The sequence below is a fragment of the Mucilaginibacter galii genome (genome assembly GCF_014635825.1).
Classification (GTDB): Bacteria; Bacteroidota; Bacteroidia; order Sphingobacteriales; family Sphingobacteriaceae; genus Mucilaginibacter; species Mucilaginibacter galii.
Window position 1 is genome coordinate 334,204 of the sequence record NZ_BMDO01000001.1, and the last position, 25,234, is coordinate 359,437.

At 43.0% G+C, this 25,234-nt stretch carries 20 protein-coding genes; 6 read left to right on the plus strand and 14 right to left on the minus strand.

Annotated features, from left to right (window positions below; all coding sequences use genetic code 11):
- The first annotated feature begins 42 nt into the window (after positions 1–42).
- From mreC to IEV61_RS01475, 5 genes are all read left to right on the plus strand, one after another.
- Positions 43–879: a rod shape-determining protein MreC gene (mreC, locus tag IEV61_RS01455; RefSeq protein WP_188413108.1), complete on the plus strand. Its 837-nt coding sequence runs from the start codon at positions 43–45 to the stop codon at positions 877–879.
- A complete protein-coding gene (locus IEV61_RS01460; RefSeq protein ID WP_188413111.1) occupies positions 872–1,387 on the plus strand; it encodes a rod shape-determining protein MreD in 516 nt (171 codons plus the stop codon). Before mreC ends, IEV61_RS01460 begins: the two co-directional genes overlap by 8 nt.
- Positions 1,388–3,406, plus strand: a complete 2,019-nt coding sequence (gene mrdA, locus IEV61_RS01465) for a penicillin-binding protein 2 (protein ID WP_188413113.1) — start codon at positions 1,388–1,390, stop codon at positions 3,404–3,406.
- A complete protein-coding gene (gene rodA / locus IEV61_RS01470; protein WP_188413115.1) occupies positions 3,399–4,661 on the plus strand; it encodes a rod shape-determining protein RodA in 1,263 nt (420 codons plus the stop codon). Before mrdA ends, rodA begins: the two co-directional genes overlap by 8 nt.
- A gap of 854 nt (positions 4,662–5,515) precedes the next feature.
- The gene (locus tag IEV61_RS01475; RefSeq protein WP_188413117.1) at positions 5,516–6,115 is read left to right on the plus strand and encodes a YdeI/OmpD-associated family protein; all 600 of its coding nucleotides are present in this window, start codon (positions 5,516–5,518) and stop codon (positions 6,113–6,115) included.
- A 248-nt stretch (positions 6,116–6,363) separates the two neighbouring features.
- Here the strand turns inward: IEV61_RS01475 and IEV61_RS01480 are convergent, their stop codons facing one another.
- The 13 genes from IEV61_RS01480 to IEV61_RS01540 all read right to left on the minus strand — a co-directional run bounded on the left by IEV61_RS01480 (position 6,364) and on the right by IEV61_RS01540 (position 23,667).
- Positions 6,364–6,573, minus strand: a complete 210-nt coding sequence (locus IEV61_RS01480) for a cysteine-rich CWC family protein (RefSeq protein WP_188413119.1) — start codon at positions 6,571–6,573, stop codon at positions 6,364–6,366.
- Positions 6,574–6,645: 72 nt separating this feature from the next.
- On the minus strand, positions 6,646–9,024 hold the full coding sequence (locus IEV61_RS01485; protein WP_188413122.1) for a ribonucleoside-diphosphate reductase subunit alpha: 2,379 nt from the start codon (positions 9,022–9,024) through the stop codon (positions 6,646–6,648).
- Between the two features lie 121 nt (positions 9,025–9,145).
- Positions 9,146–10,117 carry a ribonucleoside-diphosphate reductase small subunit gene (locus IEV61_RS01490; protein WP_188413124.1) on the minus strand — a complete coding sequence of 324 codons (972 nt, stop codon included), beginning with the start codon at positions 10,115–10,117 and terminating at the stop codon, positions 9,146–9,148.
- 480 nt (positions 10,118–10,597) lie between these two features.
- Positions 10,598–10,978, minus strand: coding sequence for a methionine-R-sulfoxide reductase (locus IEV61_RS01495; RefSeq protein WP_188413126.1), 381 nt, complete (start codon positions 10,976–10,978; stop codon positions 10,598–10,600).
- 269 nt (positions 10,979–11,247) lie between these two features.
- Entirely contained in the window at positions 11,248–12,336 is a 1,089-nt protein-coding gene (locus IEV61_RS01500; RefSeq protein WP_188413128.1) for a TPM domain-containing protein, read from the minus strand.
- A 204-nt stretch (positions 12,337–12,540) separates the two neighbouring features.
- Complete coding sequence (locus tag IEV61_RS01505; protein ID WP_188413130.1) at positions 12,541–16,233, minus strand: type IIG restriction enzyme/methyltransferase; 3,693 nt, start codon at positions 16,231–16,233, stop codon at positions 12,541–12,543.
- A gap of 228 nt (positions 16,234–16,461) precedes the next feature.
- Positions 16,462–17,340 carry a succinate--CoA ligase subunit alpha gene (sucD, locus tag IEV61_RS01510; RefSeq protein WP_188413132.1) on the minus strand — a complete coding sequence of 293 codons (879 nt, stop codon included), beginning with the start codon at positions 17,338–17,340 and terminating at the stop codon, positions 16,462–16,464.
- 440 nt (positions 17,341–17,780) lie between these two features.
- A complete protein-coding gene (locus IEV61_RS01515; protein WP_188413134.1) occupies positions 17,781–18,332 on the minus strand; it encodes a PPC domain-containing DNA-binding protein in 552 nt (183 codons plus the stop codon).
- Positions 18,333–18,532: 200 nt separating this feature from the next.
- Positions 18,533–19,072 carry a hypothetical protein gene (locus IEV61_RS01520; protein WP_188413136.1) on the minus strand — a complete coding sequence of 180 codons (540 nt, stop codon included), beginning with the start codon at positions 19,070–19,072 and terminating at the stop codon, positions 18,533–18,535.
- A 39-nt stretch (positions 19,073–19,111) separates the two neighbouring features.
- Complete coding sequence (locus IEV61_RS01525) at positions 19,112–19,621, minus strand: TspO/MBR family protein (protein ID WP_229746999.1); 510 nt, start codon at positions 19,619–19,621, stop codon at positions 19,112–19,114.
- 6 nt (positions 19,622–19,627) lie between these two features.
- Positions 19,628–20,083, minus strand: a complete 456-nt coding sequence (locus IEV61_RS01530; protein ID WP_188413138.1) for a ferritin-like domain-containing protein — start codon at positions 20,081–20,083, stop codon at positions 19,628–19,630.
- A gap of 142 nt (positions 20,084–20,225) precedes the next feature.
- On the minus strand, positions 20,226–21,347 hold the full coding sequence (locus tag IEV61_RS01535) for a glycoside hydrolase family 43 protein (RefSeq protein ID WP_188413140.1): 1,122 nt from the start codon (positions 21,345–21,347) through the stop codon (positions 20,226–20,228).
- Between the two features lie 94 nt (positions 21,348–21,441).
- The gene (locus tag IEV61_RS01540; RefSeq protein WP_188413142.1) at positions 21,442–23,667 is read right to left on the minus strand and encodes a tetratricopeptide repeat protein; all 2,226 of its coding nucleotides are present in this window, start codon (positions 23,665–23,667) and stop codon (positions 21,442–21,444) included.
- A 183-nt stretch (positions 23,668–23,850) separates the two neighbouring features.
- On the opposite strand from IEV61_RS01540, the gene IEV61_RS01545 reads away from it, so the two are divergent.
- Positions 23,851–24,546: a pseudouridine synthase gene (locus tag IEV61_RS01545; protein WP_188413144.1), complete on the plus strand. Its 696-nt coding sequence runs from the start codon at positions 23,851–23,853 to the stop codon at positions 24,544–24,546.
- A 20-nt stretch (positions 24,547–24,566) separates the two neighbouring features.
- Here the strand turns inward: IEV61_RS01545 and IEV61_RS01550 are convergent, their stop codons facing one another.
- Positions 24,567–25,220, minus strand: coding sequence for a hypothetical protein (locus IEV61_RS01550; protein ID WP_188413146.1), 654 nt, complete (start codon positions 25,218–25,220; stop codon positions 24,567–24,569).
- Positions 25,221–25,234 lie beyond the last annotated feature (14 nt).

Sequence of the window (25,234 nt, forward strand, 5' to 3'; positions counted from 1 at the left end):
TCAACTACTCAACCACTCACTACTTAACCCACTCACTACCCCATGCGTAACCTTTTGATTTTCATCAGTAAGTATAACGCATTTTTCCTGTTTTTAATTTTCGAGATCTCGGCGCTGATCATTTACGTGAAGTATAATTCGTTTCAGCGGGCTACTTACCTGAACACCACCAACCAGGTTACCGGCACGCTTTATGCCCGTGTAAACGAGCTGAACAGCTACCTTTCGCTAAAAGATGTGAACGATAGTTTAGCGGCCGAAAACGCCCGTTTGCACAGCCAGTTGCAATCCTCTTACTATGCTGATACGGTTGCCACGCACACCGTTATCGATAGTGTTTACAAGCAGCAGTACACGTATACCGAAGCCAAGGTGATAGACAACTCGGTGAACAAGCGCAACAATTACATTACGATACTAAAAGGCAGTAAAGACGGCATTAAAAAAGGTATGGGTGTAATTTGCAACACTGGTGTGGTGGGTAAAGTAGTGTATACCGAAGAACATTTATCGTTGGTACAGTCGCTGCTGCATAAAGACGCCAAGGTGAGCGCCATGCTGGCCGATACCAAAGATATTGGAAGTTTGATGTGGGGTGCCGACCTTAACCCGCACGTAGGTTTGTTAATGGATATACCCAACCACGTTAAGCCGCGCATAGGTCAATGGGTGGTTACCTCTACCTACTCGTCGCTTTACCCTGCCGGTATACCTTTGGGTAAGGTAAGTAACCTGCATGCTAAAGGCGGTGGTTTCTTTTTGAACATGGAAGTAAACTTTTCGGTAGATTTTGCCAAACTGCAATACGTTTACGTAGTAAACAATAAACTTTATTTAGAACGCCAGACGTTAGACGCCCAGAAAAAGCAAGATGAGTAGAGTAATCATAGTTAACCTGATACGCTTTGTAGTGCTGGTGCTTTTGCAGGTTTTCCTGTTAAAAAACATTAGCCTGTACAACCTGTCGGTGCCTTACCTGTATATCCTGTTCATTTTATTGCTCCCTTTTGAAACGCCTAACCTGCTGCTGTTCCTGCTGTCGTTCTTGCTGGGCTTAACTATTGATATGTTTAACGATACGCCGGGCCTGCATGCAGCCTCGTGTGTGGTACTGGCCCTGGTACGCGTACTATTCATCAGCGTAACCGTACAAAAAGACGGCTTTGATAACGAGCCCGAACCTACGCTGGGCAATATGGGTTTCCGGTGGTTTTTTACGTACTCGGCCCTGCTTATTGTTGTACATCATTTCTTCTTGTTCAACCTTGAGGTTTTCAGGTTAGATGAAATACAATACACCTTATTGCGTTTTCTATCAAGTGCAGTTTTTACACTATTTTTGATATTAATATCAAGCTTCTTATTTTACAGAAGGAAAGAACGCTAAATGAACAATTACTTTGAGCGGCGCTACGTTATTACCGGCATCTTCATTACCATAGCCGTTATTTTACTTGCCCGGTTATTCTATATCCAAATAGTTGACGACCGTTACGCCATGCTGGCCAAATACAATGTGCAGCGTAAAATTATCGACTTCCCCGCCCGCGGTGTTATTTTAGACCGTAACGAAAAGCCATTAGTTCAAAACCTGCAGGTATACGATATTATGGTAACCCCGAAAGAGGTTCAGCCCTTTGATACTCTGGAGTTTTGCCGGCTGATAGGTATTGACAAAGCAGGCTTTGATAAAAGACTGGACAAGGCCCGTAAATATTCGCCCTACCGCGCCTCGATCTTAGAAAAGCAGATCTCCGTGCAGCAGTATGCCCCCTTGCAGGAACGGATGCAGGATGAATTTAAGGGTTTCTTTGCCCAGCCCCGCACCATTCGTACCTACCCCGACTCTACTGCAGCTCACTTTTTGGGCTACATTGGTGAGGCAAACGACGCTGCCATTCAAAAATCGGGCGGCTACTACCGTCCCGGCGATTATATTGGCATATCGGGTGTAGAAAAATCTTTCGAAAGCGTTTTACGCGGACAGCGGGGTATTAAAACACTCATGGTAGATTCGCGCAACACGCAAAAAGGCAGCTTTGCCAACGGTGCATTTGATACCGCGGCTGTCGCCGGTGAGCGCCTGATCTCCTCGCTGGACATTCGTCTGCAAAAATTGGGCGAAAAACTGATGACCAACAAGATTGGCAGTATTGTAGCCATTGAACCGGCAACAGGCGAGATATTGGCATTTGTGAGCAGCCCCAGTTACGACCCTAACTTAATGGCCGGCCGCCAGCGTGGTAACAATTATGCCAAGCTGGCTAAAGACCCCTATAAACCGCTGTTAGACCGTCCTATCCAGGCAGGCTATCCTCCCGGTTCCTCATTCAAACCGTTGGATGGATTGATTGCCCTGCAAGAAGGCATCATTACACCGCAAACTACCTTCTTTTGTCCGCATTTTTACCAAGCCGGTAACCGCCGTGTAAAGTGCGAACACTTTGATGGTGTTACAGATTTGCGTAAAGCCATTGCACAATCATGCAATACGTATTTCTGCTATGTGTTTGATAAACTGATGAACGCCAAAGGCCCTAAAAACATCAGGACTACTTTGGTAGACTGGAAAGAGAAGGTTAATAAATTTGGCTTTGGCACCAAGCTGGATGTTGAATTGCCTTACGAACGTAAAGGCTACGTACCAAAACCCGAATTTTACGACAAGGCATTTGGTAACAAGCGCTGGCGGTCGAGTTCTATTATCTCGTTAGCTATCGGCCAGGGCGAGCTACAGTCTACCCCCCTGCAACTGGCTAATATCGAAGCTACTATCGCCAACCGTGGCTTTTACTATAAACCCCATTTAATTAAAGCCATAGGCGATAAAAAGATTACCAAAACAGAGTACACCACCAAAATTAACGTAGGTATTGATACCGTATATTTTCAACCCGTTATTGATGGTATGCAGGATGTGGTAGACCATGGCACGGCAGTACAAGCGCGTATACCCGGCATTACCATGTGTGGTAAAACAGGTACGGTGCAAAATAACCACGGTAAAAATCACTCCGTGTTTGTGGCCTTTGCCCCCCGCAATAATCCTAAGATTGCCATAGCCGTAATTGTAGAGAACGGCGGTTACGGTTCATCGTGGGCAGCACCAATTGCCAGCTACCTGGTAGAAACTTATTTGCGCGGCACTATTACCAAGCCTAAAGCAGAAGTAAATTATATTATTAACGCCAACCTGCTACCACCGCCACCGGGCTGGAAGCCACCAGTTAGAAAGCTGTCTCACAAAGACAGTCTTCGCCGCGATAGCATAAGAAAAGACAGCATCAAGAAACTTAAAAGCGATACCGCTAAACGAATTGAACTAAAATCGGCCGGTAAGAAGAAAGCCACTGATAGTACCAGCAAATTATTAGCCTACCAGCCTAAGCGTAAAGAAGATGAATAACCAACGCAGCTTTTTTTTTAATGTAGACTGGCTAACCGTGCTCATCTACCTGGCCCTGTGTACCATTGGCTGGTTCAACATTCATGCGGCAGTTTTCGACGAAACGCATCCCAGTCTTATCGATCTGGATACCAATTACGGCAAGCAGTTTATTTTCATTATTTCGGCTGTGGTATTAGGCAGCGTTATTTTACTGTTAGACAGCCGCTTTATCAGCGGACTGGCCCCTGTGGTATACGTTACAACCGTGTTATTGCTCATGGTGGTTTTGGTTGTTGGTAAAAATGTAGGCGGTAACCAGGCCTGGATACCCTTGGGATCGTTCAGGTTGCAGCCCTCGGAGTTTGCCAAGTTTAGTACCTGTTTGCTGCTGGCCCGCTACCTCAGCGGGGTAAACGTGCGTATTACCGAGTTTAAATCATTTCTCATGGCGGCAGGCATCATTGCCCTGCCCATGCTGCTCATTATGCTACAGCCCGATACGGGTTCAACACTGGTATTTTGCTCGCTGATATTCGTCCTATACCGCGAGGGTTTGTCGCCCTATTTCTTGATCATTGCGGGGTTGCTCATTGCTTTGTTCGTGTTGTCGCTGTTGTTTAATCAACTATATCTTATTGGCATTTTGATCATACTGTCTGTAGCTGCGGCATTTTTGCTTCGCCTGCGGCGCGAGGGGCTTGTTGCCCTGGCCGGTGGACTCATCATTTCTATTGCCTTTATTTTCAGCGTAAACTTTTTGTACAACAATGTACTGCAGCCGCACCAAAAATCGCGTATAGATGAGCTGCTGGGCATTAAAACCGATTTGCGTGGCGCCGGGTATAACGTTAACCAATCTAAAATAGCTATAGGCTCGGGGAAGCTTTGGGGTAAAGGCTACTTGCAGGGTACGCAAACTAAGTACGCTTTCGTACCCGCTCAAAGTACCGACTTTATTTTTTGTACTGTAGGTGAAGAATGGGGCTTTGCCGGTTCCATTGTTGTAATTGGCCTGTTCATGTTCCTGCTCCTGCGCATCATCATCATGGCCGAACGACAGCGGTCGCCATTCTCGCGTGTTTACGGCTATGGTGTGGCGTCCATCATCTTTTTCCATGTCATCATCAACATCGGCATGACCATTGGCCTGGTGCCCGTTATAGGCATCCCTCTGCCATTTATCAGTTATGGAGGATCTTCATTATGGAGCTTTACGATATTGCTATTTATCTTGATTAAGTTGGATTCGAATAGGTTGGGGCACGTGTTGTAGTGTTGGTTATTAGAGCTTTGGGACTGACATCTAAATCGTGACCAAATCAATTCTAAAGATTTTTATTTCTTTTATTTCGGTTCAGACAGCTTTTAGTAATTAAAACAGTTCGCTAATTTCATAACACTTTAAAAATATTTTGACGAGTTCGATTTTAACCGAATACAGAGTTCATTTAACTATCCTGAATGATTTGTGATGAGAAGTATTGTGTCAATTGTAATAGTATCTTTATTTTTGTTAGGATGTAGCAATTCGAATAAGCTCGAGTCAGTTTTGACGGGTAATAGTCATCGTAGCTATTGGACAATCGGGGAAATTGATTCTGCCGGCAAACTGCATTCTTCGTCGAATAATTATGCGTTTGCTAAAGCCGGTACATACAAACTATATTTTGGATCAATAAATAATAGAGGTAACCTTTTCTTCTATATTGATGGAAGAAACACTTTCGAATGGTCTTTTAATAAAAAAGATAGCCTACTTAATATTAGTTCTGCTGCTTATAAAGTAACAAGTTTTAGTCCCGGTTTCATTTCAATGTACGTTCTAAAAACTGGCAAAAAGCTTTTTTTAATCAATAATGAACGAGGAATAATTACAACATATTAAATTTAATTCGATTCCGCACGCTTATAGCATGTATAATTAAGATCTACTATCTTATTCAAGCGTTCTTAAGCTTGATTCTCTATTAAGGCGTTCCCTGCGGGCCGTGCTTTCCGCTCATACTGCACAAGCCTTAGCCACCTGGCCGGTATCCGCTGCAATCGCTAACGCAAACTTGTCCCCTGTTAGCGCTTGACAATTCTGATTCCATTTCCTAACTTGTGGTTCCAATTATACCTTAAACCATGGAAACCTACGACCCACGCCAGGACGAATACATTGCTAAAGCGGCCGATTTTGCCCAGCCCATCCTCATTCACCTGCGGCAGTTGATACACGATACCATTCCTGAAATTCAGGAAACCATGAAGTGGAGCATGCCTTTTTTTGATCTTAAAGGACCGGTTTGCCAAATGGCCGCATTCAAGCAGCATTGTACTTTCGGCTTGTGGAAGGGCGCGCTCCTCTTCGACCCTGACAACCTATTAGAAAAGAGCGATAGTATGGGGCATTTTCGCCGTATTACCAGTTTGGTCGATCTGCCTGCTGATGAGATCCTGATGCAATACATTCGCGAAGCAGTTGAACTGAATAAGCAGGGTATAAAAATAGTAAAGCCTAAAAGCACGATTAAGCCGCCATTAGTAGTCCCCGACTATTTTGCCAAGCTCTTAAAAGAGCATCCGCAAGCCGAAATCCAGTTTAACGCGTTTAGTAACTCGCATAAAAAAGAATATATAGAATGGATAACCGATGCTAAAACCGAAGGTACCCGCCAAAAGCGTATGCTAACTGCTATGGAGTGGCTGAGCCAGGGAAGGTCGAGGCATTGGAAGCATCAGTAAGATTGTTAAATAATATATTATGTAGCTGCAAGGATTGATAACGACTTGTCAACCGCGCATAGGCAAGTATAAACGCGTGCGGTTGCCACGCTATCGCTCGCAATGACACTATTTGTTTTCGACCTGCAGTTACATAATATTTTTATATTCTTCATGTCAGTCTGAGCTTATCGAAGACTTGTACACTTTGCTAAGTCTTCGACAAGCTCAGACTGACAGTTTCAATATTATAGACAATAGTTATTGCTTTATAAGCTTTCCTGATATTCTTTTTGCAAATCGCGCAGGCAGTTTACGCAGAGGCATCCGTCGTAAGATTCGGCTACGTATTGTACCTCGTTTATGGTGAGTTGCACAGTGGTGCACTGGCATTTGGTGTAGGAGTTTGCCTTGCATTCAAAAGCCGTGCGACAGCGTTCGCAATGGATGATTTCGTGCTTTTGATAGGTAACCGGCATGGTGCAAAGATAAAAAGCCCTGAAGTAACTTACTTCAGGGCTTAGTCATTTATTTATGTGTACGGTGATACCTTATGCAGAGCAGGTTACGCAACCTTCGTCCATAGAGCAAGATGGTCCGGCTGGTACATCATCGGCAATGGTAGCAACCTGGGCCGGTACAACCGGATCCATGTTTTTACCGCCTTGATTTTCTACCGTAAACTTAACTGCTTGTGAAGCAGCTTGTGTACGCAGGTAATACATACCGGTTTTCAAGCCCTTTTTCCAGGCGTAGAAGTGCATCGAGGTTAATTTCGAAGCATTTGGTGCATTGATGAACAGGTTTAACGATTGCGACTGGCAAATATATGCGCCACGATCGGCCGCCATATCAATGATATTACGCATTTTGATTTCCCATACGGTTTTGTACAGTTCTTTCAAATCGGCAGGTATTTCAGCAATGTCCTGGATAGAACCATTGGCCGTAATAATCTGGTTTTTGATATTACCGTTCCATAAACCGCGGTCTACTAAATCGCGCAGTAGGTGTTTGTTCACAATCACAAACTCACCGCTTAATACACGACGGGTATAGATGTTAGAGGTATAAGGTTCGAAACACTCATTGTTACCTAATATTTGCGAAGTTGAAGCCGTAGGCATCGGCGCTACTAACAGTGAGTTACGCACACCATGGTTCATCACATCTAAACGCAGGTTTTCCCAATCCCAACGGCCGCTTTCCGGCTTAACATTCCAAAGGTCGAACTGGAACTTACCCTGCGATAAAGGAGAACCCTGGAAGGTTGAATAAGGGCCATCTTTTATAGCCAAATCTTTAGAAGCCGTCATCGAGGCAAAGTAAATAGTCTCGAAGATGTCTTTGTTCAGTTGCTTGGCTTCGTCACTTTCAAACGGCATGCGCAGGCAAATAAAAGCATCTGCCAAACCTTGCACACCTAAACCAATAGGGCGATGACGCAGGTTAGAATATTCAGCTTCTTTAACCGGGTAGTAATTGTTATCGATGATCTTATTCAGGTTTAACGTGGCCTGGTAAGTTACCTCGTATAGTTTCTGGTGATCAAATTGACCGTTGATCACAAAGCGTGGCAATGCTAACGAAGCCAAGTTACAAACCGCAACCTCATCGGCCGAGGTGTACTCCATAATTTCGGTACACAGGTTTGAACTCTTAATGGTACCCAGGTTTTGCTGATTAGATTTGCTGTTGGCAGCATCTTTATACAACAGGTATGGTGTACCGGTTTCTACCTGCGAATCCAGGATAGCGTACCAAAGCTCTTGTGCTTTTACCTTGCGGCGGGCACGGCCTTCTTGCTCGTATTTAGTGTATAGGGCTTCGAATTCTTCACCAAAGCAATCGGCCAGGCCTGGTGCTTCGTGCGGACAGAATAAGCTCCACTCTTCGTTAGCTTCTACACGTTTCATAAACAAATCGCAGATCCACAGGGCGTAGAACAAATCGCGGGCACGCATTTCTTCTTTACCATGGTTTTTACGCAGGTCTAAAAACTCATAAACATCGGCATGCCAAGGCTCTAAATAAATAGCAAAGGCACCTTTACGTTTACCACCACCCTGGTCTACATAACGGGCTGTATCGTTAAACACACGTAGCATAGGGATGATACCGTTGCTGGTACCGTTGGTGCCACTAATGTAAGAACCTGTTGCACGTACGTTGTGAATGCTTAAACCAATACCACCGGCACTTTGCGAAATTTGGGCAGTTTGCTTCAGTGTATCGTAAATACCTTCAATGCTGTCATCCTTCATGGTCAACAAAAAGCATGACGACATTTGCGGTTTAGGCGTACCGGCATTAAACAAAGTTGGCGTAGCGTGTGTAAACCAACGCTCGCTCATTAAGTGATAGGTTTTGATAGCGCTTTCAATATCGGCCTTATGGATACCTACCGACACACGCATAAACAAATGCTGCGGGCGTTCGGCTATGCGGCCATCTAATTTTAACAGGTACGATTTTTCAAGGGTTTTAAAACCGAAGTAATCGAAACCAAAATCGCGGTCGTAAATAATGCTGCTGTCTAATACATCGGCATTAGCTTCAATAACATCCCACACATCATCTGCCAGTAAAGAAGCGTTTTTGCCTGTTTTAGGATCGCGGTAATTATGCAGTTTACGCATCGTTTCACTAAACGACTTGATGGTATTTTTATGCAGATTTGATACCGCTATACGCGATGCCAGCAAGGCATAATCGGGATGCTTAGTGGTTAACGACGCTGCTGTTTCGGCGGCTAGGTTATCTAACTCCGAAGTGGTAACCCCATCGTATAAACCTTCAATTACTTTACGGGCTACATCTACCGGGTCCACTAAGTGTGGGTTGAGGCTGTAGCACAGTTTTTCAATGCGCGCGGTAATTTTGTCGAACTTTACCGACTCTGTTCTGCCGTCTCTTTTTATTACAAACATTATAAACCCCCTTCTAACTCCCCCAAAGGGGAGAGATTTTTTAATTGTGTCTTAATCTATTGAATATATTCTGTACCTGCTCCTTTTTAGCCCTCTCCTTAGGGGAGGGTTGGGAGGGGTTCTAAAAGTCGTCGTCTAAGGTAAATGCCTGACTTGGTTGTGCATTTAGTACACCGCTCTTCTGGTAGTCGCCTACGCGTTTTTCAAAGAAGTTGGTTTTGCCTTGCAGCGAAATCATTTCCATAAAATCGAACGGATTAGTGGCATTGTATACCTTATCGTAACCCAGTTCCTGTAACCAGCGGTCGGCTACGAATTCGATGTACTGGCTCATCAGTTCGGCATTCATGCCAATCAATCTTACCGGTAAGGCATCGGTAATAAATTCTTTCTCTATTTCTACAGCTTCGGTAATTATTCCGGTAGCTTCTTCTTTGCTCAACTTGTTCTCTAACATAGAGTATAACAAGCAGGCAAACTCGCAATGCAAGCCCTCATCGCGCGAGATCAGTTCGTTACTGAACGTTAAGCCCGGCATTAAGCCACGTTTCTTCAACCAGAAGATAGAGCAGAAGCTGCCGGAAAAGAAAATACCTTCTACGGCTGCAAAAGCTACCAAGCGCTGGGCAAAGGTTCCGTTATTGATCCACTTTAAAGCCCATTGCGCTTTTTTACCCACACAAGGTACCGTATCAATGGCATGAAACAAGCGGTCTTTTTCAACAGGATCTTTAATGTAAGAATCTATCAGCAAAGCATAAGTTTCAGAGTGGATGTTTTCCATCATGATCTGGAACCCATAGAAACAACGCGCCTCTGGTACCTGCACCTCGCTCATAAAGTTTACAGCCAGGTTTTCGTTCACTATACCATCGCTGGCGGCAAAAAATGCTAACACGTGCGATACAAAGTGACGCTCACCGTCGTTCAAATTATCCCAGTGCTTTTGGTCGTCGCTCAGGTCAATTTCTTCGGCGGTCCAAAAACTGGCTTCGTGCTTTTTGTACATCTCCCAAATAGCGGGATAGTTGATCGGCAGGATAACAAACCGGTCTTTGTTCTCTCTTAGTAATACTTCGTTTTCCTGACTCATATGCTTTTTAATTCCTTTGTCTTTTCGTGCCTACTTTAGCCGACAAGCTCCCGGCTCACTGTGAATGAGCTTGTTACTTGCTGCATGATATTGGCTTTCTATTTTTGTATTAACTCACTTATCGCGGCAGGTTTAACAGATCATTAAACTGCCTTTTTACAAGCCCGGCGTTAGGGCCACCTGGCTTATAAACAAATGTACATCACATAGCCGGTATTAGTTTATAAACGTTCTCCACACGCCCTTAAAGTTATCCACAGACACGCCCTGCCAAGGTGTCTGCTAAATTTATATTCTATTTTATCCGGTTGATTGTGAACAACATATCCACAACATCAGAATGTCATGTTGTTATTGCGCCGATGTTTACACGGCAACTCATCCGCTACCAAACCTATGTCCTAAAAACGTAAAAGGCTGAAAACTAAACCACAAAAAAAGCCCGCAAAAACGGGCTTAAATGTTAATAACTTTTGGATGTTATTTCACCTCGTCTAAAGGTACAAACTTCATAGAAACGGAGTTTACACAGTGACGGGTGTTCTTGGCGGTAAACCTTTCGCCGGTAAAAACGTGACCCAGGTGGGCACCGCAATTAGAGCAAAGAATCTCAGTTCTACGCCCGTCGGCATCGGTTTCTTTGGTCACCGCACCAGGTATTTCATCGTCAAAACTGGGCCATCCGCAAAACGATTCAAACTTGGTTTCGCTGCTGTAAAGCGGGGCGTCGCAGCGGCGGCAAACGTACAAGCCTTGCGCCTTATTGTTCAGCAGTTCGCCGGTAAAAGGTCGCTCGGTGCCTTTGTGCAAGATCACGTATTCTTCGGCCGGAGTTAGGGTATTATATTTCTTTTCTTCCATTAGTATTTATGATTAAATCGATGACATTGTGATTTCACCGATGTATAAATATAATCAATTTCGGGCACAATAGTTTTCCAACGCGGCTTGTTTACGCTATTCTGACGCAGAAAACCAGCCTTATAATTCTGTATTAAACCTCCGGATTTTTTTATAAAACCTCATATTTATACAAATTTTTAACCTTTTACATAAAACAGAATAGGCCGGGCAAATTGCGCCGGCCTATATTGGGAGAAATGTAAATGGTGATTGTCAACTTTGTTAAACTACCAGTCTGACGTTGCACCCCTGTCGCCGTCGAAACCGCTGTCGGATGAACTGTCGTTATCAGATGAATCGCTGTCTGACGAGTCGGAACTGCTGCCGTAGTCGCCCCAGTTAGATGAGTCGCGATCTTCGTCGTTTACCGAGTAATCGGTATTGTCGCTGTCGTTGTCTGAATCGCTTACCACGTTGTTACGGTCATAATCGTCGTTGTTGTTGTGGTGACGATGGCGATCATCATCGTCGTCGTTCATATTATCCTGAATGCTGCGCACGGCATAACCGGTAGCCGCGCCTGCTGCAAAACTGCCCAGGTTAGAGCCTATGCCCGAGCCACCGTAGCCGCCGCCACCGTAATTGTTAATTACCGGTCCGCCGTTGCCATAGCCGCCGCCGGGGTAGTTGCCACCGCCGTAACCTGGGTTGTTGTAACCCGTATTTTGCTGAAACACCATGTTTCTGCGGTTACGCCTGTACCGTACAATTAGCCAGATAATTAAAACAGGGATACCTATAAATATAGCTGCTGTAATAATGGTTGCAAAAGTATCGGCTGCAGTGCTGGGCTTTTCTTTAACCTGAACCACACGTTGCTGCTGCCTTGCCGGTGTAGCCGCCTGTGTGTTGGCCGGTATAACCTCGGTGCCAACGGCATCTATCATGGCATCCAAACCACCGTTGTAGTCCTGCTTGCGAAAGTAGGGTTTCATGAGGTCGAGTATTTCGGCACTTTTGCCATCGCTCAGTTTATCGCTCAGGGCACGGCCCAGTTCAATGCGTTGCTTGTGCTGGCTAATGGCGGCCACGTACACCAGTCCATCTTTATGCTTGCCTACATGCCATTTACGGCCAATTAAAAGGGCAAACTCGTCAATATCGTACTCGGCCGGAACCTTGTCTACCAGTACCACGGCCATTTGCACGCCCGACAAACGCTCTATGCGGTGAATTTTGGCATTGAGCGCTTCCACCTCGTTAGTGCTCAGCACATGCGCAAAATCATTAACGTAAGTATTTTTTTGACGCTCCGGAATTTTACCAAAGCTAACTGTAGCCACCAAAAGGCTTAACAGCAAGAAAAATTGTTTCATTGGGTTTGGGTTGAACTATTGTAACACCAAGGTACTGTAAAAAAGTTGATGGCGGCAGGGAAAGTTGAAAATATTTCCAAGCGAAGAGGCTACAGGTATTGGGGAATGTGGAAGTGCTGTTGATAGCAGGGCAGGCTAAAGTCTGCGAGCATAATAGTGCGCAGTCAGGAGACTACGCACAGCGTGTAATTAATCTTAAAGACGTTAAAATAGCCCTTCTACCATTTCAATTTCTTCATTAGTGAGTTTATAAAGTTGATAAATCAGAAAATCGATTTTTTTTAAGTATTCACTAACTTCATAACCATTCTTTCTTAATTCCAAAACTTCCTTTACGATATCTGTTAATTCGTTTTGGATTGCTATGTTATTCAACTTTACTGGAATCTGTCTAATATCTTCAGGATAAATACTCGAATAGGTTCCTTGAAGAGTATCTGTACTTAAAAATCGACTAAAAAAATATGTATTCAGTTTTGAATTAAGTATTGCTAATATGTATTCTAAGGATAATTCCGGAAGAATCATAGCCGTCCATTTGTTCTCTGGTCGTTGGAATTTTAACAATTCATTTGTCCATAACAAAACGTGCATCAAATTATCATTTGAATAATATTTATTACAATCGTACGAAGCAAAGAACTGATTGTTTTTACCACTAATTCTTCTTACTATTATTTTATTAGATTCAAACAGTAATGGGAACTTTGGTCGATGAAAGAATTTTATGTTAGATTCATAATCTATATACTGATTTTTAAATCCAATTAAATAAGGGCTTATGTTAATTCCTTCAACGTATTTCTTAAACCCCTCTTTATATACACTTTTAATCACCTCATCTTTTGTAAACTTAACTGGACTTTCTATTTTAGAATGTGCAACTACACCTGTATTTATACAAACTAAATTACCTAACAAGGTGGAGTTTGCGTTAAGCTTATTAAATATTTCTATATCTAACTTGTTTACATTGGTTTTAAAGGAATAATTCTTCAAATTACTGTAGAAATTCTGTTTAATGTATGTACCATTATCAGCTATCCCTAATTTCAAATTTAGCTCATTTTGAATTGAGAGATCTTTTTTAACTAAATAAATGCCCGTTTGCCGAGCAACATCTTCAAATACAACCAATTTATCAAAATCTATTAATTCGATTATTGTAAGATTTTCAATAAAGAATCGCCTAAGCTCGGTTGAATGCTTCTCTTTGTAAAAAGACGTTGGTAAAATATATGAATTTAGTCCTTCATGCTTCAGTATATAATATCCTTTTATAATGAAAGCTCCAAATAAGTCCCAGTGCCCAGTTAAGTAAGGCCTATAATGATCTTCTAAAAAAATTACCGCTTTACGATTACTGGCTGACAAATCCCAGTTTGAGATGTATGGTGGATTACCAATAACTATATCGAAACCTAAAAAATCACCCTCATTATTTAACACTTCGGGAAATTCAAATCGCCATTCAAAGGCATTTTCATAAATTTTGTTGTTTTTAATTTCCTCCACTTCAACAATCAAAGTGTCAATTTCTTTTTGGAACTTTTGCTGTTTTACTTTACGGGCTTTAGCTTCGGCACGGCTTTCGCTAAACAGTTGCTGTTGATTAACCGAATTATATAGTTCGCCGTTTAGCTTACTGAGCTTAAGCAACTTAGGGTCATTCTTTGCAATTTCAGTTCTAAAATTATTCTTAACAGCATTTATGATGCCTTCCATCTCCCGCTTATGTTCCTTATCGCGTGCATTACGATACGTGCTTACTGCATTACGATAGGCTTCAATACTAATACTGTTCTTTTTTAAAGCGGGTTTTAAATCAGCATCAAGCCCGAAACGGCTTATTAGCGAGTTACCTGTTTTTATGTTAATATCAATATTCGGCAGGGTTTCCAGTTGCAGGCTGCCATCGGAGGTTGGTTTATAATAAGCATTCTTTAACAATTCAATCCATAAACGCAGGCGGCATATTTTTACCGAGTTGGGGTTAATATCTACGCCAAACAAGCAGTTCTCTATAAGGGTCTGCTTTTCGTGAAACAAAGTTTGCTGTACAGTTTGGCTGCGCAAGTCGTTGTAACGGTAGGTGAACGGGTCGTTGTTTTCATCGGTTATGATGAGTTCATCGTTCACCACCTCTATGCGGTGATCACGTAGGATTCGTCCATCTCCACTCATTAGGATATTTAAATCACTTTTAATGGCAATCAACTCATTTAAAGCAGAAACCAAGAAATGACCGGAGCCTACTGCCGGGTCGCAAATTTTTAGACTATTTATGATAGTATTAGCTTCTTTGCGGTCTGTTATCTGGTTGTACAGTTCGCCATAATCTTTTAACTCCCAACCTTTCGCCTCGTTGAACTTCTGCACCACAGCACGACGTATGGTTTCACGGCATATATACATGGTAATAAAGCCGGGCGTAAAAAACGAACCGTCTTTATAACCGTTTATCTTTTCAAAAATAAGCCCTAGCACCGAGGCGTTAATCAGGGCTTTATTGTCTTCCTGTATTTCTTCAGCACCCTCGCTGCTAAAATCGTAAGCGTTTAAAAACTCAAACAGATAATCTAACGTGTTGAGCGTGCCTTTTTTAGTTTTGCCACGTTCATCCTTCAGTACAGTACCATTCAAAACGGGCAGGGCCACATAATCTTCAAGCCCATTTATAAATATCGTTTGGTGCTCCAGTTCGGTAGGCTCAAATAATGATGAATTTAAGTAAGGCACTTTGCCAAACAGTTTCATAATGTCGTTGCTGCGCTCATTGGCTTTCTTAGCGAGCACTCTAAAAAACAGCTTATCTAAATCGTCAAAGTCGCGTATTTTATCCTTATTTAAAAAGGTGTAAGCAGCATCGCCTTTGTGGTAGTTTAATAATTGCGCTTCGAGCAGCTTTAAAAACAGGATGCGGTTTATCCAGGTAATTACTAGTTCAAGAGCTACATTGTATAGCCTTTCCTGGTAGTTTTCGCCATATTGTGAGGGCTTGTCCAGTCGTGATATTTTATCGTGACTGTCTAAATTAATAATGGCATTTTCGAGCAGTGATCCCGCGTTGCGTTCTCCTTCTTTTTTACGGCCTATTAATTTTTTGCTGCCTTCCTTATACTCATACAATCCAATGATGTGCAACAGTTCTGCATAAAATTTAGGCTGCAATGAATTACTATCATTTGCAAATGATAGCTTGAGTAAATGAACCGGTGATAATATCTTAAATAATGGGATGAGCTTATTATCATCCTTATCATTACTGTTTAAAGCATAACTTTTATAAGTCCTTATATCTAAGAATGTAGCCTCTAAATTTAGTTCTACAACGTTAAGCAGCTTTTTTATTTCTTCATAAAACCAAGGATTGTCCTTGTTGTCTGCCTTCTTTTGCTCGTACAGCTTTTTAATAGCCGTATTGCGATATATCTTTTTATCAAACTCATTAGCATCAAAAATAAACCACTCAAATATATTAGTGGCTACAAGTTGCTTAATTTCGTGCTTGTTATTGGTTATACGTTCGTTTAGATAATATAATATTAATTCGTGAATAGCTTTAGCGTTGGGTTTCTGCTCGCTAATCATTTCGCCCTTATTCGTAGGACTCTTTACTTCAAGGATAACGCCAATAGGATCGGCAGGAGATTTACCCGTATGTATAACCAAATCATTCTTTCCTATGGGATTAATTTGATACGAATCTTTGTACCAAGTGAACTTTAGGAAATCTCCGATCAATGATTTTAAGTGCTCCTCATCAGCTTTCTCGTTTATCTTATTCAATAAATCGGAGAAGTTCGTTTTAAACTGCTCAATATCGGTTCGGCTTACTTTCTCTTTAAGGTAAGCTTTGTTAAGTGTTTGTTTAGGGGCAAGTAAATTTAGGTGCATGAGAAATAATAGACCTGTAAGTTAGCAAAGATACAGGTTGGTACCAAATGCTGTGAGCAGGTTAGCAGAATACCTCCTTGCGATTGCCACGTCGCTATCGCTCCTCGCAATGACATGGTGAATTGAAACGTATTCTCACAAAAAAAATCCCGGCCAAAACTGACCGGGATTTTTAATATATGTTCAAGTCCTTTGTCCCTAAGTCCAAAGTCTTTCTTCTAAAAAGCCTTACGCTAACTTAGCCAGTTCTTCGGCCATGGCAGCGCCAATTTCGGCTGGAGATTCTACCACGCGGATACCGCACTCGGCCATGATCTTCATTTTAGCAGCAGCAGTATCGTCTTCGCCGCCTACAATGGCACCAGCGTGACCCATTCTACGGCCCGGAGGCGCAGTTTGGCCGGCAATGAAACCTACTACGGGTTTGGTACCATGTTCTTTGATCCATTTGGCTGCATCAGCTTCCATGTTACCACCAATTTCACCAATCATGATGATACCGTGAGTTTCAGGATCGTTCATCAGCAATTCAACAGCTTCTTTGGTTGGGGTACCAATGATAGGGTCGCCGCCAATACCAATAGCGGTAGTAATACCTAAACCTGCTTTAACCACCTGGTCAACTGCTTCGTAAGTTAAAGTTCCTGATTTTGATACTACACCAACGTTACCTTTTTTGAAGATAAAGCCTGGCATAATACCGATTTTAGCTTCGTCGGCCGTGATGATACCCGGGCAGTTAGGGCCAATTAAACGGCTATCTTTGTCGGTTAAGTATTCTTTCACCTGTATCATGTCCTTAGTTGGGATACCTTCGGTAATACAAACAATTACTTTGATACCTGCTTCGGCAGCTTCCATAATAGCATCGGCTGCAAAGGCAGGCGGTACAAAAATGATAGATACATCGGCACCGGTTTGGTCAACCGCATCTTTAACGGTATTAAACACCGGACGGTCCAGGTGAGTTTGTCCGCCTTTACCGGGAGTTACACCACCAACCAACTGGGTTCCGTACGCTATCATTTGTTCGGCATGATAGGTACCTTCGTTACCGGTAAAACCCTGAACAATTACTTTAGAATCTTTATTTACGAGAACACTCATGGTTTTTGCTTTAGTAACGGCAAAGCTATAATTATTACGGGTATTGTCAAATAAAGTAGTCGTTTTTTAGTGGTAGTGGTCTTGTGCTATTTGTTGTGATTTGGAACGATGGTTAGAAATCTTGTTAGAGGGGTTTGTTGAGGTGTGTTAGTGCGTTTATAACCTTGGGTTAGTGCTGATGAACTTACTTAGCTTCCTCTTGGCCGGAGAGGCCCATTACTTTTTGTCTTGATACAAAAAGTAACAAAAAAATCAAGACAGAAAAAAGCTTCCACCCACAAGGGCCCACGCCGGCCCGCTTTTCTGTCAGGCCGTCGCTCCTTTGCTGGGTGCACTGGGGCTGGCGGGTAGTGGCTTACTATATAAAATTCACGGACTTTCGGACTAACGGACTTACTAATCGACTCCCCCACTCACAACTTTCAACTCGCAACTCACAACTACTGATTTGCGTCTATCACCGTGGCACCAGTTTCGGGGTCGAGCCGTTTGTAGAGGGGTTTTTCTTCTACCGTAACGATGACTTCGAGGGTGGGGAAAATGTAGGCTTGCAGGAGGTGTCCGCCGTGTACGATGCCATCTTCGGTAGCTACGGCCAGGTGACCATGCACTACGGGTTTACCCTGGTAAGTGGCAATATCGCCCACGAGGGAAGTAATTTCGCCGGGTGTGGTAATAGGGATGACTTTAAACTGGCTGCGGCTTTTATCAAACCAGCCTACCTTGGCCGAGGTGGCATCGCCTATGCCGGTAAAGCGGGCGCTGGTCACTTTGTACTTTTCGGCAAACTCTGCCAGTCCCGATACCACCTCATCGCCCTTGGCAAAAATCACGGCATAGGTTTTTACGCGGTCGTTCTGGCTAATGAGCTTCACCTTTACCCCCGGCGATTTACCGGTTTCGGGCGATTTGGTGGGCGATACGTATTCCTGCGCTAAAGCAGCGGTTAGGCTAAATGCACAAATAAGGGCGGTTATGAGAGATGCTTTCATGGTTAATGCTTTATAGAATTAACCACAGAGAAAGTTAAAAGTTTAAATTATGGATGCTACTATAAGCCAGCAATACACTCCACTATATAACACAAAGCAGTAATATCCAATAACAATTCCCTACCAGGGGAGGGTTAGGGAGGGGTTTAGCCGCTTTGCATACAAACATGCAGGCTAAAATCATTCGCAGCCACAAACACCTACCCCGTTATCGCATGCTTCAAGCCATCGAATATACTCTCAAAGAAAGTGGGAATGCTTAAACCGTTTTGGTGGTTAAAATATACAAAGATGATGAGCACCACTACCGCAATAATAATAAAGCGCTTAAACAGGTAGCCTGCAAAAACAATGATGAGTGGTATGGCTACCAGCCACATCCAGCTTACATGCAGCGGACTAAGCTTATCGCCATGTTTGTAGATGTAGTATAACGTTGAATGGGTACCGCTTTCGTTTTTGTGCTTTACGTACATAAAAGCCGATTTTTCTATTTTATGCGGATAATAAGCCACACCACGCTGAAAGGTAAGCTCGTTTTCGAAACCATTAATAGTGAATGCAAACTTGCCGTTCACCTTATCCTGAATTTGATCGGAGGTATCGGCCGCTACAATGGCAATTTCGTGTTGGGCAAAGGGATTTTCTTTAACAATAAAATGCTTGATGCTGATGGTATCGGCCTTGAGCATTGCGGCTGTAAATACAAAAAGCGCTATCGTAAGTATTATTTTTTTCATGCTGCTTAACAATAATTTCAAAACGGCGCCGGTTAAAGGCTACCTGTTGAGCAGGTAAATATACAGATTTAACACGCTGGCAAAACTCACCCATAATAAATAAGGCACCAGCAGCCACGCCGCCACTTTGTTAAACTTGCCAAAGTAGTAAATAATGGCAACTATACTCAACCACAAAAGACCAATAACCACCAAAGCGCCCAGCACCTGGTGCATCCCAAAAAACACGGCCGACCATGCAAAATTCAGTATCAACTGTAGAATGTAAGCATTCCTGGCTTTTTTGTAAAGCGGACTGTCATCCCTCCGCTGCCAAACCAGATACGCCGCAATGGCAATAAGCACGTATAGTACCGTCCAAACCGGGCCAAAAAGCCAGTTGGGCGGGTTAAACGAAGGCTTGTTTAAGGTACGGTACCAAACCGGTATTTGCGATATGGTGAACAAGGATGCCGTTGCGGCAATGCTTTCTGTTATAAGGATGCTGATGATCAGGTGCGTCCATTTAAAAGGGTGCGGCTTTCCTGCCCGCATGGGTGAGGTTGTCATTACAGGCTAAACGTTATTGCCATGGAGTTCTTGCCTGAGTGAAAACAATGCATCGCTCGTTAACCTGAGTTGCTGGTTTATGATGTTTTGCTGTTCGGCAGTTAGTGCGTGTTCTTTTAAAACAGTTTCGTAGGCAGCTACGGCAGTTTCATCTCCCCTGATACATTCTTTTAGGGCAGCATCGTCATCATCGGCCACCAGCGAGCTTTTAATTTCTACCCAAACGCGGTGCAACGCCCCTAACGGGCCGGTCCCACTTTCGGGCTGGGTACCTGTTGCCAATACCAGTACAGTTAGTTGCGTTGCAAACTCCGCACGCTCGGTGGCTAAGCGCGAAAACATAGCCTTAAGCATAGGCCGGGCAACAATATCGGCCGCCTGCGCATAGCCTTCTTTACCATCGTTGGCAATGATAATTAAATGATTTAACCCTTCGGCGGCACTTTTAAGCGTAGTATCCATAATGATGTTGTTTTGATATACATACAAACAAGCGGCCAAGTGGTTCTTGGGGATGCAGCTTTTTTGGTTTGGCGCCACGTAACTCAACAAAAAAAGCGGACGCTTTTGAGGCAATCCGCTTTTAGAAACTATAGTATTAACTTTATTTTACAAATTCATCAATGGTTTCAATAGAACCATCGGGACGGTACTTTAACTCGGTAACCTTAACATTACGCAGGTGCGTTTTGCCCGAAAGTTCGGTATCATGATAGAACAGGTACCACTTGCCTTTAATTTCTACAATGGAGTGATGGGTAGTCCAGCCCTGAACTGGTTTCAGGATAACACCTTTATAGGTAAACGGTCCGTAAGGACTGGTTCCGGTAGCATAGCATAACAAATGGGTATCGCCGGTGGAATAGGTAAAGTAGTACTTATTGTTGTACTTATACATCCATGAGCCTTCAAAAAAGCGGCGATCGTGGTCTTTACCTAAAAGCGGTTTGCCGTTTTCATCGAGGATAACCACGTCTTTAGCCGTTTCGGCAAAGCCCAGCATGTTGGGGCTCAGTTTAGCTACCTTAGCGGTTAATGCCGGTGCATCATCTTTTTGAAGATCGGTTTTAGAACCGTTAGGTCCCGAATATTTACCGGTAGCCCAGCGCTGTAACTGACCACCCCAAATACCACCAAAGTACATGTAATAGCTGCCATCGGTATCTTTAAATACGCACGGATCTATACTGAAGCTGCCCTCAATAGGTTTAGGCTCGGCCTTGAACGGACCAACCGGCGATTTGCTGGTGGCTACGCCAATGCGGAAAATATCGCTTTTATCTTTAACCGGGAAATACAGGTAATAAGTTCCTTTTTCGTAAGCGGCATCGGGAGCCCAAAGTTGGCGGCCCGCCCACGGAATATCCTTAATATTCAGCGCCTCGCCGTTATCCAGTACCGGTGCTCCTACGCTATCCATAGAAAGCACATGAAAATCTTTCATGTTAAAGTGATCGCCGTTATCATTTTCGGGGGTACCGGTATCAATATCGTGCGATGGATAAACATAAACTTTACCATTAAACACATGTGCAGATGGATCGGCGGTGTAAATGGTGGTTACCAGTGGTTTTGATATAAATTTAGCCTTCGGAAGCGTATCTTTCTTTGCTTCGGCACTGTCTTTATTGGCAGCAGTAGTATTACCTGCACCACCCTGGCAAGCAGCAGAAAGCAAACTTACGCTGAGCAAAGCAACCGCAGGCAGTTGAGTGAATTTTAGCATATAATATTGTTTTTTATGGTTTTGCAATCGGTTGCATAAAGAAACAAATTATTTTTGATTTGCTGTAATTTTGCCCACTCATTTAAATAATTTTTTATCTGAAGGAAGTATTGACCCGAGCAGAGACATTGAGCAAGGCTTCGTAAAGCTTATCTATCTCTATTGGTTTGCGCAAAAAGCCGGTAAAAAAGCCAATATATTCAGCATGGTTTTCGGCCGTAACATCGGCAGTTAGCGCAAATATAGGCGTGCTTACGTTAAGGTTTTGATTTTTACGGATATGCATGGTGGCATCAAACCCGTTCATCTCGGGCATGTGAATATCCATCAATATAAAATCGAACTGCTGCTGCTTGGCTTTCTCAATGGCATCTAACCCGTTAACGGCATGCTCGGCCGATACGCCCCATTTCGAGAGCAGCTTACGGGCCACCATGGCGTTGATCATATTATCATCGGCCAGAAGCACAATTTTGTTTCTTAACTGATCAAGATCCTGCACCACTGCTTTTTTAACAGGAGTAGCTTTTTTAAATTTTATGTCGAAATAAAACTCGGAGCCCTGCCCTATGATGCTTTTAAAATGTATCTGGCTTTGATGCAGTTCTACCAGTTTCTTCACAATAGCAAGTCCCAGGCCCGACCCTCCCTGTTTGCGCGTAGTAATGGCCTTGGGCTGCGAAAAGCTATCGAACATTTCGTCAAAAAAGTCTTCGGGTATCCCCACGCCGGTATCGGTAATGGTAAAGCGCAGGGTATCATGATCGCCAATACTGTTGATCAACTTTAGGCCCACGGTTACTTTGCCCCTATCCGTAAACTTTATAGCGTTGCTGATGAGGTTATTCAGAATTTGCGATAGCTTGGTTTCGTCAACTTCGTAATCGCCGGGTATATTTTCGTCAATCTTGATCTCTGCAAGTAAACCTTTGGCCTTAGCCATATTATTATAAGTTTCGCTTATACTTTTAAAGAGTGCTAACAGGTTACAGTTACGGCACTCCAACTGTACCCTACCAGTGTCCAGCTTGGTAAAATCCAATATATCGTTAATGATCATTAACAGGTTATTGGAGGCAAACTTTAGCGAATCGAGTAGTTGCTTTTCTTCGGGATCCACTCGCTCGTTCAACAGGGATGTAATGGTTATCACAGCATTAAGCGGCGTACGTATCTCATGGCTCATGGTAGACAAAAAGTTTTGCTTTACCCGGGCCGTATGCTCTGCCCTGGCCTGGTTTTCCATGATGTGTATACGTTCTTTTTCTAACTGGGCCGCCTTTTCAAGCGTTTCCATTTTGGTGATCAGTTCATAGTTCTCAATTATTTTGAGGGTTTGGGTGTTGATCACCGTTTCCTTTTCGTTTAAGTAATGCTCAAGATATTCTAAAGATTTAAGGGTATTATTTTCGGCTTTGTAAACGCGGTAAAGCTGATAGTTAGATTTAAACTTAATGTAGATGATATTGTGGCTGGTACTAAATTGCAGTGCCTTTTCGAGCACATGCTTGGCCTTATTTAACTGGTTGGTTTTTACATATAACGAACCCAGCTTACAATAAACCATACCCAGGCCCAGTCGTTCGCCCATCTCTTTATGAATTTCCATAGCACGCTGAAAATCCTGCTCGGCTTCGGCCCAGCGCTCTAATGCCACATGCACCTTGCCACGCCCGTAAAGCGAAAACGCCAACCCCCTAACATCGCCACTCTTGGTTTTTATGGCCACCGACTTTTGAATCATATCCCAGGCCTTTGGTATCTTACCTTTTTTGAGACAAATACCCGAAAGGGGATTGTAAGCATTAGCAACAAGGTCTTGATCCTTTACCTTTTTAGCGGCATCAATAGAGGCTTCGTAAGATCGTACCGCATTTTTGCGGTCGCCAAAGTACTCGTATATGGTGCCTAAAGATTTATGCGTGCGTGCCTGGTTGTGGTAATCGTCAAACTTACGGTATATGGCCAGGCTATCTATCAAATTAATAAGCCCTAAATGGTAGTTATCGGTCTTATAATAAACACTGGCAATATTATATTGGGCATCGGCAATGCCTCGTTCGTCGTTAAGTTTTTGAAAATAACGTATGGCTTCTTTAGCTGTGTTAACAGAAAGTTTATACTCTCCTAAGATCATGTAAAACAGCGATAATTGATTAAGGCTCTTACCAATAAGCGATAGATCACCTGCTTTTTTACTGATAGCGAGGGCCTGCTTAGCTAAAACAACACTCTCTTTAGGATTATGAACACGGCTTGTATAGGCGCTGCTTAACAGTGACACAACGTCAGCATTATGCACGGTAACCTTTTTGTTCATGTTAAATTAATCGATTTAAATTTTTATACGGAGATGGTATAAATTTTGGTTTATGTAAAGTAAACAATATTATATATTTTAAAGCAATTAATTTATTATAATACTATCCTCATGATAAAATAAATTATGTAAATCACCGTCTTCAAACCTTCTAACGCCTTAAAAGCGTACTTTTACAGCCTGATGCTATCTGTTTTATACCAGGATAACGACCTGATTGCTATTAATAAACCCCACGGACTACTGGTTCACCGTTCATCCATTGCGGCAGATGCCGAAGAGTTTGCATTGCAACTCCTAAGAGATCAAATAAACCAACAAGTGTTTCCGGCTCACCGTATAGACCGTAAAACGGGTGGCGTATTGTTGTTTGCCCTCAATAAAACTACCGAGATAGCCATGCAGCAGCAGTTTGCTGCCAACCAGGTACACAAAACATACTTAGCCATATTGCGCGGCCACACGCCCGAAAGCGGGGAAATTGATTATGCGTTACGTAAAGAAAATGGCACATTACAGAATGCTTTTACCGCCTACAAAACATTGGCCCGTGCCGAATTACCTGTTGCTTTAGGTAAACACCCGACCTCGCGCTATTCGCTGGTGGAGGCCAAACCTACCACCGGGCGCATGCACCAGTTACGTAAGCATTTTGCCCATATTTTTCATCCCATTATAGGCGACCGCACCCACGGTTGTAATAAGCAAAACAAGCTATTTACCGAAACCTGGGACTTGAACACCATGTTACTGCACGCGCGAACGCTCACTTTTAATCATCCGTTGAGCAACGAAGAAGTAACTATAGCAGCCCCGTTGCAACCTGAATTTTTAAGAATGATGGAACTTATGGGTTGGACGGATATAAATTTTCTATAATTAACTCAATTGCTAAGCACTTACCAAACGCCTACCCAATTTTCTAATTTCCTTTTCGGAGTATCTACCGCAAGCCATGTAGAAATATCTTCTGCACTTCGCTTACCGTAAGCCATAAGGTAATGTATGTGAAAGTGTTCTCCTTTATTTAGATGCGGAACTTTGGTGTAAAGCCCTGTACGCTTCAATATCGTAAACGATTTATGAAAATCCAGTTGATCTTTTAACCGCTCCGGCATTCCATCGCTATTCATACCCCTATTTCTCATGGCTTCTCCATCTTCGGTGCCTATATTCAATGACCACTCATCGTCGTAAGCCTCAATAGCGTCTAATGCTTCGCCGCAGGCCGCACCGTAGTTTATCTTTCTTTGGGTAGATATTTTACAATAAAGTTCTACAGGATCGACAACATCCGTCAATTTTTCTATACGCCATAACCAACCATGAGATGCAGTGTTATGCTCTTTGTAATCATCTCCCGCAGGCAATTTAAAATTAATCGACTCTACCTTGTAGTTGGGCATTATGGTTAACGTACAATAGCCGTTTGGTTGATTGTAAGGACCCAACACTTCCACTACTGCCGAATCGGCTTTAAATCCACAACTTACCGTACCCAACGGTGTAGGAAACCGATGAAGAATAATAGTATTAAGTTGCTTCTTATACATACTCATTACAGTAA

Coding starts and splice junctions, on each gene's coding strand:
- mreC (WP_188413108.1), top strand. CDS start 43: ATGCGTAACCTTTTGATTTTCATCAGTAAGTATAACGCATTTTTCCTG.
- IEV61_RS01460 (WP_188413111.1), top strand. CDS start 872: ATGAGTAGAGTAATCATAGTTAACCTGATACGCTTTGTAGTGCTGGTG.
- mrdA (WP_188413113.1), top strand. CDS start 1,388: ATGAACAATTACTTTGAGCGGCGCTACGTTATTACCGGCATCTTCATT.
- rodA (WP_188413115.1), top strand. CDS start 3,399: ATGAATAACCAACGCAGCTTTTTTTTTAATGTAGACTGGCTAACCGTG.
- IEV61_RS01475 (WP_188413117.1), top strand. CDS start 5,516: ATGGAAACCTACGACCCACGCCAGGACGAATACATTGCTAAAGCGGCC.
- IEV61_RS01480 (WP_188413119.1), bottom strand. CDS start 6,573: ATGCCGGTTACCTATCAAAAGCACGAAATCATCCATTGCGAACGCTGT.
- IEV61_RS01485 (WP_188413122.1), bottom strand. CDS start 9,024: ATGTTTGTAATAAAAAGAGACGGCAGAACAGAGTCGGTAAAGTTCGAC.
- IEV61_RS01490 (WP_188413124.1), bottom strand. CDS start 10,117: ATGAGTCAGGAAAACGAAGTATTACTAAGAGAGAACAAAGACCGGTTT.
- IEV61_RS01495 (WP_188413126.1), bottom strand. CDS start 10,978: ATGGAAGAAAAGAAATATAATACCCTAACTCCGGCCGAAGAATACGTG.
- IEV61_RS01500 (WP_188413128.1), bottom strand. CDS start 12,336: ATGAAACAATTTTTCTTGCTGTTAAGCCTTTTGGTGGCTACAGTTAGC.
- IEV61_RS01505 (WP_188413130.1), bottom strand. CDS start 16,233: ATGCACCTAAATTTACTTGCCCCTAAACAAACACTTAACAAAGCTTAC.
- sucD (WP_188413132.1), bottom strand. CDS start 17,340: ATGAGTGTTCTCGTAAATAAAGATTCTAAAGTAATTGTTCAGGGTTTT.
- IEV61_RS01515 (WP_188413134.1), bottom strand. CDS start 18,332: ATGAAAGCATCTCTCATAACCGCCCTTATTTGTGCATTTAGCCTAACC.
- IEV61_RS01520 (WP_188413136.1), bottom strand. CDS start 19,072: ATGAAAAAAATAATACTTACGATAGCGCTTTTTGTATTTACAGCCGCA.
- IEV61_RS01525 (WP_229746999.1), bottom strand. CDS start 19,621: ATGACAACCTCACCCATGCGGGCAGGAAAGCCGCACCCTTTTAAATGG.
- IEV61_RS01530 (WP_188413138.1), bottom strand. CDS start 20,083: ATGGATACTACGCTTAAAAGTGCCGCCGAAGGGTTAAATCATTTAATT.
- IEV61_RS01535 (WP_188413140.1), bottom strand. CDS start 21,347: ATGCTAAAATTCACTCAACTGCCTGCGGTTGCTTTGCTCAGCGTAAGT.
- IEV61_RS01540 (WP_188413142.1), bottom strand. CDS start 23,667: ATGAACAAAAAGGTTACCGTGCATAATGCTGACGTTGTGTCACTGTTA.
- IEV61_RS01545 (WP_188413144.1), top strand. CDS start 23,851: ATGCTATCTGTTTTATACCAGGATAACGACCTGATTGCTATTAATAAA.
- IEV61_RS01550 (WP_188413146.1), bottom strand. CDS start 25,220: ATGTATAAGAAGCAACTTAATACTATTATTCTTCATCGGTTTCCTACA.